11 protein-coding genes, 1 tRNA gene and 2 pseudogenes are annotated in these 15,528 nt (G+C 60.9%); 7 read left to right on the forward strand and 7 right to left on the reverse strand.

Features of this window, described 5'->3' with window-relative positions; all coding sequences use genetic code 11:
• A pseudogene (gene glyA, locus ACBR42_RS15815) lies at positions 1-133 on the forward strand (serine hydroxymethyltransferase); the annotation flags it as partial.
• A 124-nt stretch (positions 134-257) separates the two neighbouring features.
• Here the strand turns inward: glyA and ACBR42_RS15820 are convergent.
• Together ACBR42_RS15820 and ACBR42_RS15825 are read right to left on the reverse strand one after the other, a co-directional pair.
• Positions 258-1,274, reverse strand: coding sequence for a succinylglutamate desuccinylase/aspartoacylase family protein (locus ACBR42_RS15820; RefSeq protein WP_371208649.1), 1,017 nt, complete (start codon positions 1,272-1,274; stop codon positions 258-260).
• A gap of 214 nt (positions 1,275-1,488) precedes the next feature.
• Complete coding sequence (locus tag ACBR42_RS15825) at positions 1,489-2,610, reverse strand: DEAD/DEAH box helicase (RefSeq protein ID WP_371208656.1); 1,122 nt, start codon at positions 2,608-2,610, stop codon at positions 1,489-1,491.
• A 111-nt stretch (positions 2,611-2,721) separates the two neighbouring features.
• Here ACBR42_RS15825 and ACBR42_RS15830 point away from each other — a divergent pair, with 111 nt between their 5' ends.
• From ACBR42_RS15830 to ACBR42_RS15840, 3 genes are all read left to right on the forward strand, one after another.
• Complete coding sequence (locus ACBR42_RS15830; RefSeq protein WP_371208650.1) at positions 2,722-3,684, forward strand: mitochondrial fission ELM1 family protein; 963 nt, start codon at positions 2,722-2,724, stop codon at positions 3,682-3,684.
• A gap of 41 nt (positions 3,685-3,725) precedes the next feature.
• Positions 3,726-5,618 carry a hypothetical protein gene (locus ACBR42_RS15835; RefSeq protein ID WP_371208651.1) on the forward strand — a complete coding sequence of 631 codons (1,893 nt, stop codon included), beginning with the start codon at positions 3,726-3,728 and terminating at the stop codon, positions 5,616-5,618.
• A 66-nt stretch (positions 5,619-5,684) separates the two neighbouring features.
• Positions 5,685-6,071: a hypothetical protein gene (locus ACBR42_RS15840; protein WP_102323553.1), complete on the forward strand. Its 387-nt coding sequence runs from the start codon at positions 5,685-5,687 to the stop codon at positions 6,069-6,071.
• 185 nt (positions 6,072-6,256) lie between these two features.
• Here ACBR42_RS15840 and ACBR42_RS15845 read toward each other — a convergent pair.
• Together ACBR42_RS15845 and ACBR42_RS15850 are read right to left on the reverse strand one after the other, a co-directional pair.
• Positions 6,257-6,331: transfer RNA gene (locus ACBR42_RS15845), tRNA-Val, on the reverse strand.
• 70 nt (positions 6,332-6,401) lie between these two features.
• On the reverse strand, positions 6,402-7,913 hold the full coding sequence (locus ACBR42_RS15850; protein WP_371208657.1) for a YifB family Mg chelatase-like AAA ATPase: 1,512 nt from the start codon (positions 7,911-7,913) through the stop codon (positions 6,402-6,404).
• Between the two features lie 57 nt (positions 7,914-7,970).
• On the opposite strand from ACBR42_RS15850, the gene ACBR42_RS15855 reads away from it, so the two are divergent.
• Positions 7,971-8,207 (forward strand): hypothetical protein, encoded by a 237-nt coding sequence (locus tag ACBR42_RS15855; protein ID WP_371208652.1) that lies wholly within the window; start codon positions 7,971-7,973, stop codon positions 8,205-8,207.
• 41 nt (positions 8,208-8,248) lie between these two features.
• On the opposite strand, the gene ACBR42_RS15860 is transcribed toward ACBR42_RS15855, so the two are convergent.
• Both ACBR42_RS15860 and ACBR42_RS15865 read right to left on the reverse strand, forming a co-directional pair.
• Positions 8,249-9,766 carry a replicative DNA helicase gene (locus ACBR42_RS15860; RefSeq protein WP_102323555.1) on the reverse strand — a complete coding sequence of 506 codons (1,518 nt, stop codon included), beginning with the start codon at positions 9,764-9,766 and terminating at the stop codon, positions 8,249-8,251.
• Positions 9,767-9,826: 60 nt separating this feature from the next.
• Positions 9,827-10,906, reverse strand: a complete 1,080-nt coding sequence (locus ACBR42_RS15865) for a glycosyltransferase family 4 protein (RefSeq protein WP_371208653.1) — start codon at positions 10,904-10,906, stop codon at positions 9,827-9,829.
• 238 nt (positions 10,907-11,144) lie between these two features.
• Between ACBR42_RS15865 and ACBR42_RS15870 the strand changes: the two genes are divergently transcribed.
• Positions 11,145-12,617 carry a mannitol dehydrogenase family protein gene (locus tag ACBR42_RS15870; RefSeq protein WP_371208654.1) on the forward strand — a complete coding sequence of 491 codons (1,473 nt, stop codon included), beginning with the start codon at positions 11,145-11,147 and terminating at the stop codon, positions 12,615-12,617.
• Positions 12,618-12,673: 56 nt separating this feature from the next.
• Here ACBR42_RS15870 and ACBR42_RS15875 read toward each other — a convergent pair whose 3' ends face one another.
• Positions 12,674-13,660: a hypothetical protein gene (locus ACBR42_RS15875; RefSeq protein WP_371208655.1), complete on the reverse strand. Its 987-nt coding sequence runs from the start codon at positions 13,658-13,660 to the stop codon at positions 12,674-12,676.
• Positions 13,661-14,155: 495 nt separating this feature from the next.
• Between ACBR42_RS15875 and ACBR42_RS15880 the strand changes: the two are divergent.
• Positions 14,156-15,412 (forward strand): annotated as a pseudogene (locus ACBR42_RS15880) (membrane-bound PQQ-dependent dehydrogenase, glucose/quinate/shikimate family); the annotation flags it as partial.
• Positions 15,413-15,528: the final 116 nt, after the last annotated feature.

Here is a 15,528-nt window from a genome sequence, read left to right on the forward strand (position 1 = left end):
GGAAGTCGGCCTCATGATCGATGAGGTCCTCACCGCCCTTGCCCGTGAAGGCGGCGAAGGCTGCCCCGCCACGGAACAGGCCGTCCATGCGCGCGTCAAGGCGCTGTGTGCGCGGTTCCCGATCTACGCCTGAATGACCTGCGGCCCTGCTCTGGTTACTGATCCGGGGCAGGGGCGTCATTCATGAATGGGTAATGGCAGGTTTTTTCCTGCCTCTTTCACCTTCCGACCGGTCCCGCAGTGTGTGAAACTGCTGCCTATTCCCTGACGGCGCGGGCGAAGCGCACGGCGGTCTGGCCACAGGCCGGGCGCAGGTTGGGCATGACCAGCATGCACCGGTCATAGGGGGTGCGGATTTCATCGTCCCCGTCAAATGCGATTATGGTTCCGCCTGTCGGCACGACCGCGCCACTACGGAACGGACGGGTGAAGCGGAACACACCGCTACGGGCGGTTATCACATCCGTTACAGTGCTGTGGCGTTGCGGCGCGGCCTCATCGGTCCTGATGGACAGGCCGCAGCATGGGCCGATCAGGGACAGGACGGCCTGCATCGTACGCTCCACGGTATCCATCTGCCAGTGCTGCCCGGCTTCAAGCAGGCAGGCCGCGGCGGAACCCGGGTCTGCGAAGCGGGGATGGTCGATCAGCCTGCATCCTGCCTGATGGCCCCTGTCTGCCACACTCAGACTGATCCCGCGTATGCGCCCCGCCAGCCTGCGTCCCCTTGCGGATATGCCGGTCAGTACCAGCGGATCACCCGGCCAGAGCATGGAATGCAGGTCCAGCAGGCGATCCGCGGTCAGGATCACCGGCAGCAGAAGCCGCGCGCGATCCAGTTCATGCGAGCTACGCGCGTCATCCAGCAGGGCTGGCGACCATACGCGGTTCATGTCCTCGTCCACGAAGCGTGAGCGGATGGGATCGGCAGGGTTGAAAAGGGTCATGGCCTCCGGATTGGCGAAGACCAGTGAAAGCCGACCAGCGCGCGGGCGGATGCGTTCACGCAGCAGGCGGTCGAGCACAATGGCCCCGGCGAATTCGTTTCCATGGATCAGGCTGACACATACCGTATGCGGGCCGGGCCTGCGCCCTTCATAATGCATGACGCCGGGGACGCCGCAGTTACCTTCCAGCCATGGGGTGAGGTCAGGCGGTGCAATTTCGATTTTCCATCGTGGCAGGGGCGACGGTGGTGGCGGCAGCCGGTCCATAAACGGGTGGGAGCGTTCGACCCGTACGGGCAGGCGTGTATCATCCGGCCCACAGGTCATGTCACGCGTGATTCCGTGTTCTGCACACAAGGTCGTCCATGCCCCCAGGCATGGTTACGCATGACATCCGTAATCATCATAAAATGCAGTTTATCCAGCCCGGACCACACGGCAAGGGCAGCGCGTGTGGCGGAACATGACAAATGCATGACCATGCCCGTAGGGTGATTGCGGCACCGGAATGGGAAACGGGCAGAGACTTTAAAAAACGCCGTTATTCAGGCAGGGGGGCGATCCGTATGCGCTGGCTGGTCAGACGTTCGATGTCCTTCAGGGCATGACGTTCTTCGGGCGCGCACAGGGCGACGGCCATGCCACGTCGCCCGGCCCGGGCCGTGCGGCCAATGCGATGCACATAGGATTCGGGCTGTGGCGGAATGTCATGGTTGATGACCAGGGCTATGTCGTCGATGTCGATTCCGCGCGCCATCACATCGGTTGCAACCAGCACGCCCACGCGGCCCTGCCGGAAATCACGCAGCATGCGCTCGCGCCGGGCCTGTGAATGTTCGCCATGAATGGCGACAGCCGGGGTCAGAGCTGAAATGGCGCGCGCGATACTGTCGGCTTCCTGCCGCGTGCGGACAAATACCATCACGCGCTGCATGCCGTAATGGCGCAGGCATGCCAGCGTCGCCGCCGTCTTGTGCCGCATGGGCACGAATATCGCATACTGGGCGATACGCGGGGTAGGGGCCTGTTCGGCATCTACGCTGATACGCACGGGACGATGCAGCAGGCGGGCCGCCAGTTCGGCCATGGCCGGTGGAATGGTGGCGGAAAACAGCAGGGTCTGGTGACGTGCGGGCAGGGCCATGGCCAGCGCCAGCATTTCTTCGGCAAAGCCGGGTTCAAGCATACGGTCGGCTTCATCAAGCACGAAGTGGCTGATGCCGGACAGGTCCAGTTCCCCACCACGCACCAGGTCGATCACGCGGCCCGGTGTGCCGACAGCAACTGCCACACCTTCCGTCAGTGTCCGGACCTGTGCGGCCCGGGGTGCGCCGCCGGTGGCCTGCAGCACGCGCAGTCCGCTACCGCGCGCAAGTCCCCGGATTACGCCTGTGATCTGTCCGGCCAGTTCGCGGGTGGGCGACAGGATGATGCAGCGCACCTGGCTGTTATCTGCCGTAACGTCCGCAGCGTCTTTCGCTGGCTGCATCAGCACCGACAGGATGGGCGCTACGAAGGCGATGGTCTTGCCGCTACCCGTGCCCGCGCGGGCTTCCACATCCCGGCCCGACAGCACCGGGGGGATGACCTCGCGCTGGATCAGGGACGGCGTGGGAAGCCCCATGCGTGTAAGGGCGGCTACCACGCGGCTGTCCAGCCCCATGCCGGAAAATGTCGGTTCTGTCTCGCTCATTGCTGCCCCATAGCGCGCCTGCGCCGCAGACAAAAGGGGCAGGGCATTGACGGCCGCGCCAATGTCCCGCCAGAAGGGCGAATGGCTGACGCAACAGGCACCGCAACCGTTATCGCAGCAGACCTTGCCGGCATGCGGTCCCAGACCTTCGGACTGGCACGCCGGGCCGGACTGGAACCGTGCCTGCATGCGCTGGTCCCCCGTGGGATATGGCGTCATGTTCCCGCCGCATGGTGGCCTGCGCCGCTACGCGCGGTAGAACCGCTTGGCCTGCCCGATGATTACCGTGAGCATCCCGTCATCAGCATCGGGGGAAGCGGCGGGGCGGTTGGCGCGGCGCTGAGGCGGCAGGGCGCGCGTGTCATACAGGTACAGAATCCACGCCTGCCGCCATCCCGGTTCGATCTTGTCATTGCCAACCGCCATGACAGGATTACCGGCCCCAATGTCATCCTGACACGCACCGCGCTGCATGGCGTCACACCGGATGTTCTGGCGCAGGCGAGGCTGGAATGGGCACCACGCCTTGCCCATCTGCCCCGTCCGCTCGTGTCGGTTCTGGTGGGTGGTGGCAACGGGCGCTTCCGGCTGGGCGCGGCGGAAGGTGCCGCTCTTGCCGCCCGACTGACCACCATGATGCGACGCGATCGTGTGGGCATTGCCCTGACACCTTCACGCCGCACCGATCCATCGGTCATCGCACTGCTGCAACAGGCGCTGCCGGGACCGGATGCGTGGATTTGGGACCAGACCGGGCCTAACCCCTATCTGGGGTTGCTGGCCTGTGCCGATGCCATCGTGGTGACAATGGACAGCGTTTCCATGATTTCGGAGGCCGTGGCGACGACGGCGCCCGTCATGGTGGCGGCCCTGCCGGGAAAGTCGCGTCGGATCGGACAGTTTCTGGGTGACCTGACACAGGCAGGTCGTATCCGTCCGTTCGGGGGGCGACTGGATACATGGTCGGCAACGCCGCTGGATGATACCGCCATGGCGGCCCAAGCCGTGCGCGCGTGTCTGGGTCTGGGGGGATCGACGCAATAATAACGCTCCCCCATGCTGGCAGAGTGGAATAAAAGGGCATCATGCTTGGCATTCGTACCTTTGACCCGCTTACGGGCGGCAACATGGCCTACAAGGCCCTGACCCATCCACTGGCGGCGGAAAAGCTGGCGGAGCTGGCCGATCGACTGGTGGCAAACGGGCCGGTTGCGGTTTATGACCCGCACGGAATCGTGGAAACCGCGCTGGCGCTGCTGCCGGTGCCGATCAGGGTAGCCGGGCTTTACACTCATGATTCGCTTCAGGTCGGTCAGTCCTGTGCGGGAATGGTCATGCAGCCGCTGGTCGATCTGACCCAAAGTGAGGCAGCCAGTGTGTGGGCGCTGGATTTCAGTCATGCCATTATGGAATCCCGCCTGTCCGGCCTGTTGCCGGAGGAGTGCGCCCTGCATACGCTGGCATCCACCCGCCTGCCTGACAGCATGCTGTCAGTTGCACATACCTATCTCGATCCCCTTAATTTTGGCACGAATCTCGCCTTTTTCCGGGATACGGCGGATTTTTCCACCCGTCTGGTCTCGGCCAATTACTGGGCGCGGTATGGGGCCGGTAACGTAAGGCTGTGGCTGCGTCTGTTCAGTCAGGATGGACAGGTGCTGCATACATGGGAACAGCCGGTATCGCACGCAGGACAGGCCATCATTCTTGATAGTGCCGAAATCCGCGACCGGTTTGGCCTGCCTGAATTTATCGGCCAGTTGTTTATCCATGCACAGGGGATCGCGGGGCATGATGTCGTCAAATATGCGCTTGAAACGCGCGGACGGGGGGACAACGCCAACAGCCTGTCCGTAACCCATGATGCCAATGCGTGGCCCGCGATGCGTTACGCCAATCTTCCCGCTCCGGCGGAAGATGAAGACGTGGTGCTATGGCTACAGAACAGTCACGCCCTGCCGGTCGCGTCCGGTAGCATGAGCCTGAACCGCATGGGTCATGACCGGCATGTGCCGTTTATGCGGCCACTCGCCCCCTATGAAACCGTCGCCGTGCATGTTCAGGATATCCTGCCAGATCTGAAATGGCCGGAGCAGATCGAATTCCGTGCTGGCGGCTACGTGGTACGGCCGCGTTATGAGATCACGCGCCGTAATCGGACCCGTATCGCGCACCTGAATGTACAGCGTGCCGACCTGCACACTGATCCCGGTATTGAAAAGCTGGACCCGCGTTTTTTCGGGCGCGGCTACCTGCTGCCCTTTCCCGTGCCCGATCCGGCGCGTTATCGCACATTGATCCAGCCTGCCCCCATGGCTGAAAGCCTGCGGACCATGCCGGTTCGCGTGGACTGTTTCAACAGGGATGGCCGTGCAGGGGCATCGCACTTCATGGGGTGCCTGCCGCGCGATCATGCGGAGGTGCTGGATGTAAGCGCCCTGACCGGGGCGGAGGGGCATGCGGAACTGGTTTATGATTTCCGGGACGGAGGGGAAGCGGATGGCTGGCTGCATGCCCTGGTCCGTTATGAGGACCGCGAGACCGGGCATGAGGCCGAGACCAGCTTCGGTTCGCATATCTTCAATACCGTCATGACCTATCGTGGTGAGCCGCAATCCTACGTAGGCAGGCCACCGGGACTGTCCACCCGACTGTTCCTGACGGCGGCAACGGCCGAGCCGTTCAGTTTCTGCACGCTGATCTATCCCGCATCGGCTTCATGGAACCCGATGTCAGACACGTCGCTGTACCTGCATGGGGCCAACGGAAGTGTAATCGCGCAGGAAAAGATCGCCATTCCCATGTCAGGGTCCCGCACGATCTGGCCGCATGAGGTCTTTGGCATGCAGGCCATCCAGCGCGCAGGCGAAGGCGGGTATGTCCTGATCCGCGATACGACCTGTCGCCTGTTTGGCTACCATGGGCGCATGATACGGCGGGAAGGGCGTTTTTCAGTCGATCATATGTTCGGTTTCTGACACCGCAGTGTACCCATCACGAAGGACGGTCGGGATCATGCAACGGAAACGGAGGGAGAGTGTACGATGATCGTGCAGGACACCAATTATTTCTGCGATATGCCCGAAGACATGAAATATCTGCGGGACCGTAACCCGCCGCAAAATTTTCTGGAACAGAACATGATTTTCGTCCTGCCTGAGCGGTTGCGGAAATTCCGCAGGAACCTTTTTCACGTCAGGCGTACGGATTCAGATGCGACCGTGTATGCCCCGCTGTTCCGCGTGCGCTGCATAAGCGAACACGACCCCATACCGGAGGGATATGACGGACCGTTCGACGTTTTTCCCTTTTATACCAATCCGACCCGAAAACGCCGCCGGACACTGGATTACTATGTCCTGTTTCTGTTTCAGGACAAGCTTTCCTATGTCAAATGTAGCGAGGGCGTTACCCGTATTCCAGCAGGATAGACACGTCTGTAATCTGGAGCAGGACGGAAGAAAACTACGGGAATAGCACCACGGCCTGCCATGAAACGGTCGTATTACGCCATGTATGTGATGTGATGGCAGGACAGAAATCGGGCACAGAAGAGCTGTCCCGTTATGGGGCAGGTCGTTTACCAGACTGTATTTTGGGAGAGGCTGAAGCCGGATGGTGGGTGCGACAGGGATTGAACCTGTGACCCCCGCCGTGTGAAGGCGATGCTCTACCGCTGAGCTACGCACCCATCCGCTTCGGTGGGGCCTTATTAGTCCAGCGGGGCAGGGTGCGCAAGAGGGAAAAATACATCCCCGGCGCTATTTTCCACCGGGGCGGCGCATGCGATAGGCCAGTGCCTCGGCAATATGGGCGCGTTCGACATCTTCGCAGGCCGCCAGATCGGCGATCGTGCGTCCCACACGTAGCAGGCGGGTAAAGCCACGGGCGGAAAGACGCATTTTTTCAGCAGCCTGAACGGCAAAATCACGCGCAGAAGTGGTTATGCGGAACGCGTCGGTCGGGGCTTCGGCATTGCGCGGTTCACCCTGCCGTTCGCGTTGTCGGTAGACCGCTTCCATTACCCTTTCAGCGACAATGGCGCTCGGTTCACCGCCGCTGATTTCCGCAATCCGGGTCAGGGGCACCGGCTCCACATGAACAGCCATGTCCAGTCTGTCCAGCAGGGGGCCGGACAGGCGGGCCTGATAATCCTCGCCACAGCGTGGCGCCTTGCGGCATTCCTGCGCCGCGTCGCCCAGATAGCCACATTTGCACGGATTCATCGCGGCAATAAGCTGGAAGCGGGCAGGGTAGGTGACATGGGCCGCCGCGCGGGCGATGGATATGGAACCGGTTTCCATGGGCTGACGCAGGATCTCCAGTGCGGAGCGGGAAAATTCTGGCAGTTCGTCCAGAAACAGCACGCCGCGATGCGCAAGGCTGACTTCGCCGGGGCGTGCGCGGGCGCCGCCACCACTCAGTGCAGCTGGGCTGCTGGTATGGTGCGGATCACGAAATGGCGGCCTGCTGACGGGCTGGCCGTCTTTCAGCAGGCCGCCAATGCTGTGAATTCGGCTTATTTCCAGCATTTCCGTCGTCGTCAGATCAGGCAGGATACCCGGCAGGCGCGCGGCCAGCATGGATTTTCCGGCACCTGGCGGTCCCACCATCAACAGGGAATGGCGACCGGCGGCGGCGATTTCCAGTGCCCGGCGGCCCGTTTCCATGCCCCGGATATCGGCAAGGTCGGGCAGGGTGGTCATGTCCTGTTCGATACGCGATGGTAGTTCGACGGGGTCGATAACCTGCTGCCCCCGGAAGTGATTCAGCAGTTCGGGCAGGGAGCGGACGGCAAGGATATCCATGCTCTCACTGGCCCAGCGGGCCTCGATACCCTGCCTTGCGGGGCAGATCAGCCCCAGCGACAGGGCCGATGCCGCAATGGCAGCAGGCAACACGCCACACACCGGGTTTACGCCGCCATCAAGCGAAAGTTCGCCCAGCGCCGCATAACGCTGCGCCAGATCGCCCGATAACAGGCCCATGACGACCAGCAGCGCCAGTGCGATGGGAAGATCGAAATGCGATCCTTCCTTCATCAGGTTGGCGGGCACCATATTGACTACGATGCGTTTGGCGGGCAGCGCCAGTCCCATGGCGGACAGGGCTGCACGCACGCGTTCGCGCGATTCATTGACGGCCTTGTCCGGCAGCCCAACAATCAGGAAGGATGGCAGGCCCACGGACAACTGGACCTCGATCTTGACGGGAACGGCTTCGATGCCGGAAAAGGCAAAGCCACAGATGGATGCAAGCGCCGTATCAGTCATGGCGTGATGATGCCGGATCGTGAACGGGTTGGCCATGATGGAACATGGGAAACCGGCATGAAGCGCGACGTAAACGGCCCCGCATCGCTATTTGTTGGCATAATATTTCTTATAAAACTTTTAGATGTGCAGAGAGGGAAGCCTTTCATCATGGCTGGCCGCCTGCTTCTGGTCCTGTTCACGCCGGTCATGCCTGCGCCCCGTGCCCGGCCCATCCCATATCCTGTGCAGAAACATGCACAGGATATGGGTAATGGATGGATGCCGTGCAACGCTGTGGCGCATGCGCCATAGTGACAGGACTGCAACAGTGTCGTGCTGTGGATAACCCGTGGTCAGATGTCGTGCACCATATCCAGATCGGCAAAGCGCGTGAACTCGCCCTCGAAGAACAGATGCACCGTCCCTGTCGGACCATGACGCTGTTTTTCCAGAATCAGTTCCGCGCGGTTATGCGCAAGGTCCATCTTGCGCTGCCATTCCTCCATCGCGGTCTGGTACTTGTCCTGTGAATCATAGGACGTTTCCTTGGGCTGACGCTGCTGGAGGTAGTACTGGTCGCGATAGACGAACATGACGGCATCCGCGTCCTGTTCAATCGATCCGGATTCACGCAGGTCCGACAGCATGGGCCGCTTGTCTTCCCTGCTCTCCACCTGACGTGAAAGCTGGGACAGCGCGATGACGGGAACCGACAGTTCCTTGGCCAGCGCCTTGAGCCCCTGCGTGATCATGGAAATTTCCAGCACGCGGTTTTCTGCCCTGCTTCCCACCGATGGGCGCATGAGCTGGAGGTAATCGACCACCACAAGGCTCAGCCCCTTGGTGCGGGCCAGCCGGCGGCAGCGTGTGCGCATGGCTGAAAGCGAGATGGCGGGCGTATCGTCAATATGCAGCGGCAGTTGTGCCAGTTCGCGGCTGACCTGCACGAAACGGTCGAATTCCTTCTGCCCCAGATCGCCGCGACGGATCTTTTCGCCCGATACGCTGGCCTGTTCCGACAGGATACGGGTTGCCAGCTGCTCGGCTGACATTTCAAGCGAGAAAATGGCGACCGAACCCTTGGGCTTGTCATCCTCCGGCGCATTGCGCGCTTCTTCCATCAGGGAGCGCGCGGCGGAAAAGGCGATCTTGGTGGCCAGTGCCGTCTTGCCCATGGCAGGACGACCCGCAAGGATCAGCAGGTCCGATGGATGCAGGCCGCCGGTTTTCTTGTCCAGATCCCGCAGACCGGTCGTAAGCCCCACAACATCGCCGCTGCGGTTGAAAGCCTGCTGGGCAATGTCCAGCGCATCGGCCAATGCACGGTCAAACGACAGGAACCCGCCATCTTGCCCTTTTTCGGTGGCCAGACGGAACAGTGCTTCCTCGCTGGCGGCGATCTGGTCGGGACCGTCCAGATCGGGGCGTGCGCCAAAGGCGTTGTTGACCACGTCCTGCCCGATATCGATAAGCTGCCGCCGTATCCACGCGTCATGGATCACGCGGCCATAATCGGCGGCGTTGATGATGCCGACCATCGAAGTCAGCAGTTTGGCCAGATAGGACGTGCCCCCGACTGCGGCCAGTACGCCGGTATTTTCGAATTCGGCGCGCAGCGTGACGGGATCGGCCAGTTGCCCGGCCTCGATCCGGCGGGAAATGGCGTCATAGATGCGGCCATTGATTTCGTCGGCGAAATGCGCGCCGGTCAGGAAGTCCGAAACACGGTCATAGGCGCGGTTATTGGTCAGTAACGCGCCCAGCAATGCCTGTTCCGCCTGCACATTGGCGGGCGGAAGACGCTGGGAAACACCGAGGAGCGAGTCCTTTTGCCGGGACTCTTCGGAGGGGGGATGCTGGATTGTATTCACCCCCCTACCCTACCCGATCCGGCAAGGCGTGCGGAAGGGGTGATTGTATGCCCCTGTCCGTCAGGCCCAACCCGGCATGGCGCGGTGCAGGATGTCGCGGCCGATGCGGGTAAAGTTCGTATGGCTGAAATGTTCACGCACATACGCCCGCGCATTGCAGCCTGTGGCATGCAGTTCTGCCGGACGGGACAGGACACGGGCCATACATTCGGCTAGGGCTGCCGCATCACGGGGCGGGACTTTCCATCCTGTCCGACCTTCCTGCAGTGAATGGTTGAGTTCACCCACCGCGGTGCCGATAACCGGCAGGCCGGCCTGCATGGCGTCATGCACCGCAACGCAGAATCCCTCCCAGTGGGAAGGCTGGACATACAGGTGCTGGGTAGCAAGAAAATCCGGCACATCATGCACGAAATCATGCAGGTGCAGGTTGTCCAGCCCAAGGGCGCGCTTTTTCGCCTCCAGCCGTTCACGTTCCTTGCCGCGCCCGCATATCGTGACCTCGAAAGCGGGAAGGTCGCGCCCACGCAGCATGACCAGGGCGTCGATCAGTTCATCATAGCCTTTTTCGGGAGAAAAACGGCCCAGCGATGCAATGCGGATGACTTCCCCCGGTTGCCAGGGCGCGGCCTGCGGCACATCCGTCCTTACGCAGAAGATGGGCCAGCATGCCATCCGCGCATCGGGGAGATCGAGGCGCTGCCGGGTTACTTCGGTCACGTATTCCGAATCCCCTACCCATATGCGTGGCGTGTTGCGCAGGGCGCGCAGCAGGCGAAGATTTCCCGCCTTGAGAAAGGCCGAATGCTGCCAGCTCACAACGGGTTTGCGCTCAAGGATACCGATCAGTGCGCCCATGGCCGTGGAGCGTGTGAGGGATGTCCAGATCAGGTCCGGCTGCCACGCCCGCAGGGCGCGACGCAGCCACAGGAACATGCGTATCGGCTGTTTTTCACCATATGGGCAGATGCAGTATTCCAGACCGGCTTTTTCGCACAGGGGAATGGCCAGCCCGTCCCTGCGGGCCAGTGCGAAGACCTTTACCGTATGTCCGGCCTCACGGAATACCGAAGTGATCGCCGGTACCGGGAACGCTGCCCCTCCTCCTTCGAGGGAATTGATGACGTAGGCAATGCGCATGGCCTGTACCGTATCCTGCCTGACAGTTGTTCTGAACTGAGGGCCTAGTTACCAACATGAACCTTCCGGGGCTACCTCATGTTCCGCGCATATAATGCCTGGATGCGCGGAAATGGCCGTTCTGTGTCATTTCATCACAGCATGTGAGCCTGCCGGGCGTCAGAACCGCAGCCTGCACGGGTTGTCGGGTGCCTGTTTTCTTATTAGGCGTCGGGGATACTTTCCTTGGAAAATGGCTATGACCGCACTCAACAACCAGTCCCTGTCCCATCTCCCGCCCGAGATCGTGGTACCCGCCTATGATCGCAGCCGGGTAAAACCGGGCATTGCGCATATCAGCGTGGGCAATTTCCATCGTGCCCATCAGGCGGTCTATATGGATCGCGTGCTGGCGCGTCCCGGTCAGGAAGGCTGGGGAATTCTGGGTATCGGCCTTATGGAAAACCCGCATGAGGCCCAGAAAGCCACGGACATGGAAGCGCAGGACTGTCTGTATTCCCTGACCGAGTGCGCGCCCGACGCCCCGAATGTGGTGCGTGTGATCGGTTCCATTACCGAATACATGTATGCACCGGCCGATCGGGTTGCCACCATCGCCCGCCTGGCTGATCCCGCCATCCGTATCGTCAGCATGACCGTCACCGAAGGCGGATATTATGTTGATGAGAACGGTGTGTTCCCCATTGATCATCCGCTTGTCGCCGAAGATCTGAAGCGTGAGGTGCCGCACACGATATTCGGCCTGCTGACCGAGGCCCTGCGCCAGCGGCGTGAAAGTGGCGCCGGTCCGTTCACCATCCTCTCATGTGACAATCTGCCCCAGAACGGTCATGTGGCGCGTGCCGCCTTTCTTGGCTGGGCGCGGGCGCGTGATGCGGGACTGGCCCGGTGGATTGAGGAAAATGTCACCTTCCCCTGCACCATGGTGGACCGTATTACGCCTGCCGTGCACCCGGAGGATGTGAAGCGCCTTGATGCCGAAAGCGGGCTGGATGACCGGATTCCCGTATTCTGCGAGGATTTCATCCAGTGGGTCGTTGAAGACAAATTCTGTGCGGGACGCCCCGAACTGGATGCCGTGGGTGTGCAGTTCACCGATGATGTCCAGCCATATGAGGCGGTCAAGCTGCATATGCTCAATGCCTCCCACTCCCTGCTTGGCCTGTCAGGTGTGCTGTCCGGCTACCGCTTCGTCAGCGAGATCATGCAGGATCTGCATGAGGTGACTCTGGTCGAACAGTATCTTGCCTTTGATGCCGAACCACTGCTGCATGCCCCGCCGGGCATGGCGCTGACCGACTATGGCAGGCGTCTGCTGCGTCGTTTCCGCAACAAGGCCATCAGCGACCAGTTGCTGCGCATCGCGTCCGACAGCACGTCCAAGCTGGCCATGTTCGTCAGGAGTACGGCCATGGGCGTTATCGCGCACAGGCGCCCGGTCGAGCGCATTGCGTTCGTGGTGGCCTGTTATGCCGAATATCTGCGCGGACATGACGACAAGGGTGAAACCTATGCCATCGTCGAACCGCATCTGACGGATGATGATAAGGTCAAGGCCGCCTCCAGCCGACTGGAAGATGCGCTGGACATGACAGCCTTTGCTGGCTGGGACCTGCGGGATAGCAGCGTTTTCGTGGAGCGTTATCTGGCCCTGCGCCAGTCAATCCGCGACAGGGGCACGCGTGCAACCCTTGGGCAGGTCATCGCATAACGGGGTCTGACCCTGTGGGCTGGCGGAGTATATAAAAATCCCCGCCAGCCCCGCTTTTACGCGGCGTGGCGCTGTTCGGGTGCCTGGTTTTTCATGAAATCGGAAATGGCCTGCGCCGCGCGTTGCGAAGCCCCAAGCAGTGGGGTGCCAAAGGTTTCCCGAAACAGCTTTTCCTGTAATGGCCTGTACAGGGCGTGACGCGCCTGTGCCCGCGCCACGGCCGGCATGATATCCGCCGGGTCCTCCACCACGTCCCCCAGCGTCCAGTGCAGGAAATAGGGGTCATCGCGCCATTTGAGTTTTCCGGGATTAAGGAAAATGCACGGACGCGGTTCGGCCAGGAATTCATACACCTGACTGCTGACATCCCCGATATAAAGGGCCGCCTGCGATGTGTAGGTCATGTCCAGCATGGCCGGTGAACCGGTATCGACAAGAATGTCCTGACTGGCCTGCCGTTCCAGCAGGTGGGCCTTCACCCCGAATCCCTTGTGGAAAATCTTGATATGCGGGGCCACGACCAGATTGTAGAGGGTCTGGTCCCTGAAACCCTGCAGGACCGTGCGCATGCACGCGGAATAGGATGTAAGGTTTCGCTGGTAATGCGGGTTGTACAGCGCAAAAGGCTTCCCGTTGGGGAAAAGAGGCTGTTCTTCGTGCCGTATGGCTTCAAAAACATCGAATTTGGGATAGCCGACCACATTGTAATGCCCGGGGCGGATGATGCCGTTCTGCAGGAAATAGGCCTCGACTTTCGGGCCGGGTAGCAGGGCAAGGTCAAAATCGCGCACCAGATGGTCATCATTGACGTATCTGTCGCCTGCGCCGTGCATCAGCAATACAAGGCGTGGCCGGGTCAGGCCCATTTCCTTTAATATGCCTGCCGTATATTCCGTAGCGACAACGACATCGTACTGGTTCAGTTCCCCAATATTTTCGCGCAGTACCCGCAGGCGTTCCTGATCCAGTCGTTTTGCGGTTTTAAGCAGGCGTGTTTTCCATGAACGGTACAGCGGACGCAGTGGTGGCGCGGGTGCGTGCATGGCCTTGCGAATGCGTGCAAGGTGCTGAACTGTTTCTGGAAAACTGTAGTATTCTGTTACATCACAGCCGGGAATGACAGAAAGCGCACTGGCGACCGACGCGGCATGATAGCACTGGTAAGGTTCTGCTATGTAAATAAAAGCAATTTTCATAATTTTGTATTTATCGTTCCGCGCGTGATGCCGAATTTCTACATAATGTATTTTCTAGTCTTTGGCTGATCGGTCAATCAAGGGGAAATTCCTGCCTGCAGGCGGTTATCCGGTATATCCGCGCTGTGTATGGGGCGAATATAGCGGTGGCGCATAGCGTGTCAAAACACGGGGGGCAGGGCATGCCGTCGCCGCTGCTGCCGGCTCTGTCCGGGGCGGAAGACGGGCGAAAAAAGGGCTGTCGCACATTTTATTCATAAGGTTGGACTTGACCTTACGGTCTGTCTTAACGTTCTTTCATGTCAGAATGTTCGTACTGTATCACGGTAATCAGGAAAACTTATGAATAGCCTTATGCGCTCGGCTCCCCTTCTCGCTGCGGCCATAGCCGTCTGCGCCCTGTCAGGTCTGTACCTGCTGGGTGGCGGGCTGTGGCTGTGTCTTATCGGCGGTTCCGCCTATTATGCCATTGCGGGCCTCATGCTGCTTGGTACGGCGTTCCTGCTGTACCGACGACGGGCATCGGCGCTGGTGGTTTACGCGGCCCTTCTGCTTGGTACGATGGTATGGGCCGTGCATGAGGCCGGGCTTGATTTCTGGGCGCTGGCGCCGCGTGGGGATATTCTGGTGCCCATCGGTATCGTGCTGGCCCTGCCATGGGTCTCGCGCCATCTGGAACCGGCAGGGCCTGCTACCCGCATGCCGCTGCTGGGCGCCATCGGGGCGGCTGTGATCGTGGTTGGTGTCGCCATGACCCGTGATCCGCAGGACATAGCGGGCAACCTGCCGCCGGTAGCACAGAACGCGCCGGAACCCGGTGACGCCGGACAGATGCCCGATGGCGACTGGCAGGCTTATGGCCGCACCCAGTTCGGTGATCGCTTCTCGCCGCTGAAACAGGTCAATGCGGGCAATGTCAGCAAGCTGAAGGTTGCGTGGACCTTCCGCACGGGCGACGTGCGCAGGCCCAATGACCCCGGTGAGATTACCGATGAGGTCACACCCATCAAGATCCGCGATACGCTTTACCTGTGTTCCCCTCACCAGATCCTGTTTGCCCTTGATGCGAAGACCGGCAGGCAGCGGTGGAAGTTCGATCCGCAGATCGAATACAACCGCACCTTCCAGCATCTGACCTGCCGTGGCGTTTCCTACCATGAAACCCGGGCTGGTGCGCTGACGACGGATGGCGCCCCTGCCCCCACCGAATGCGCGCAGCGCATCCTCCTGCCCACCAATGACGGCCGTCTTTTCGCGCTTGATGCCGGGACTGGTGCGCTGTGCACGGGTTTTGGCCAGAACGGCGTGGTGGACCTGAAGCAGGGCATGACTGTCCGCACGGCGGGTTTTTACGAACCGACATCCCCGCCGGTCGTGACCGATACCACGGTGATTGTGTCCGGTGCGGTGACCGACAACTATTCCACGCATGAACCGTCCGGTGTCACCCGTGGGTTCGATGTCTATACCGGCGCGCTGAAATGGGCGTTCGACCCCGGCAATCCCGACCCGAACGAGATGCCGTCCGAACACCACAGCTTCGTGCCCAATTCCCCCAATTCGTGGATCACGGCTTCCTATGACGCGAAGCTTGTCTTATGAGAACCCTCGGTTCCTGAGGCAAAAGGGAACCGCTACCCGGCACCGCAGCTGCGGTGCCGGGTAGTGGCGGGGGCGGCGCCGTGCGGAGCTTGGTCTTGCAGGACCGTGGTCGA

This window comes from Komagataeibacter sp. SM21, from assembly GCF_041402665.1.
GTDB classification, from domain to species: Bacteria; Pseudomonadota; Alphaproteobacteria; order Acetobacterales; family Acetobacteraceae; genus Komagataeibacter; species Komagataeibacter saccharivorans.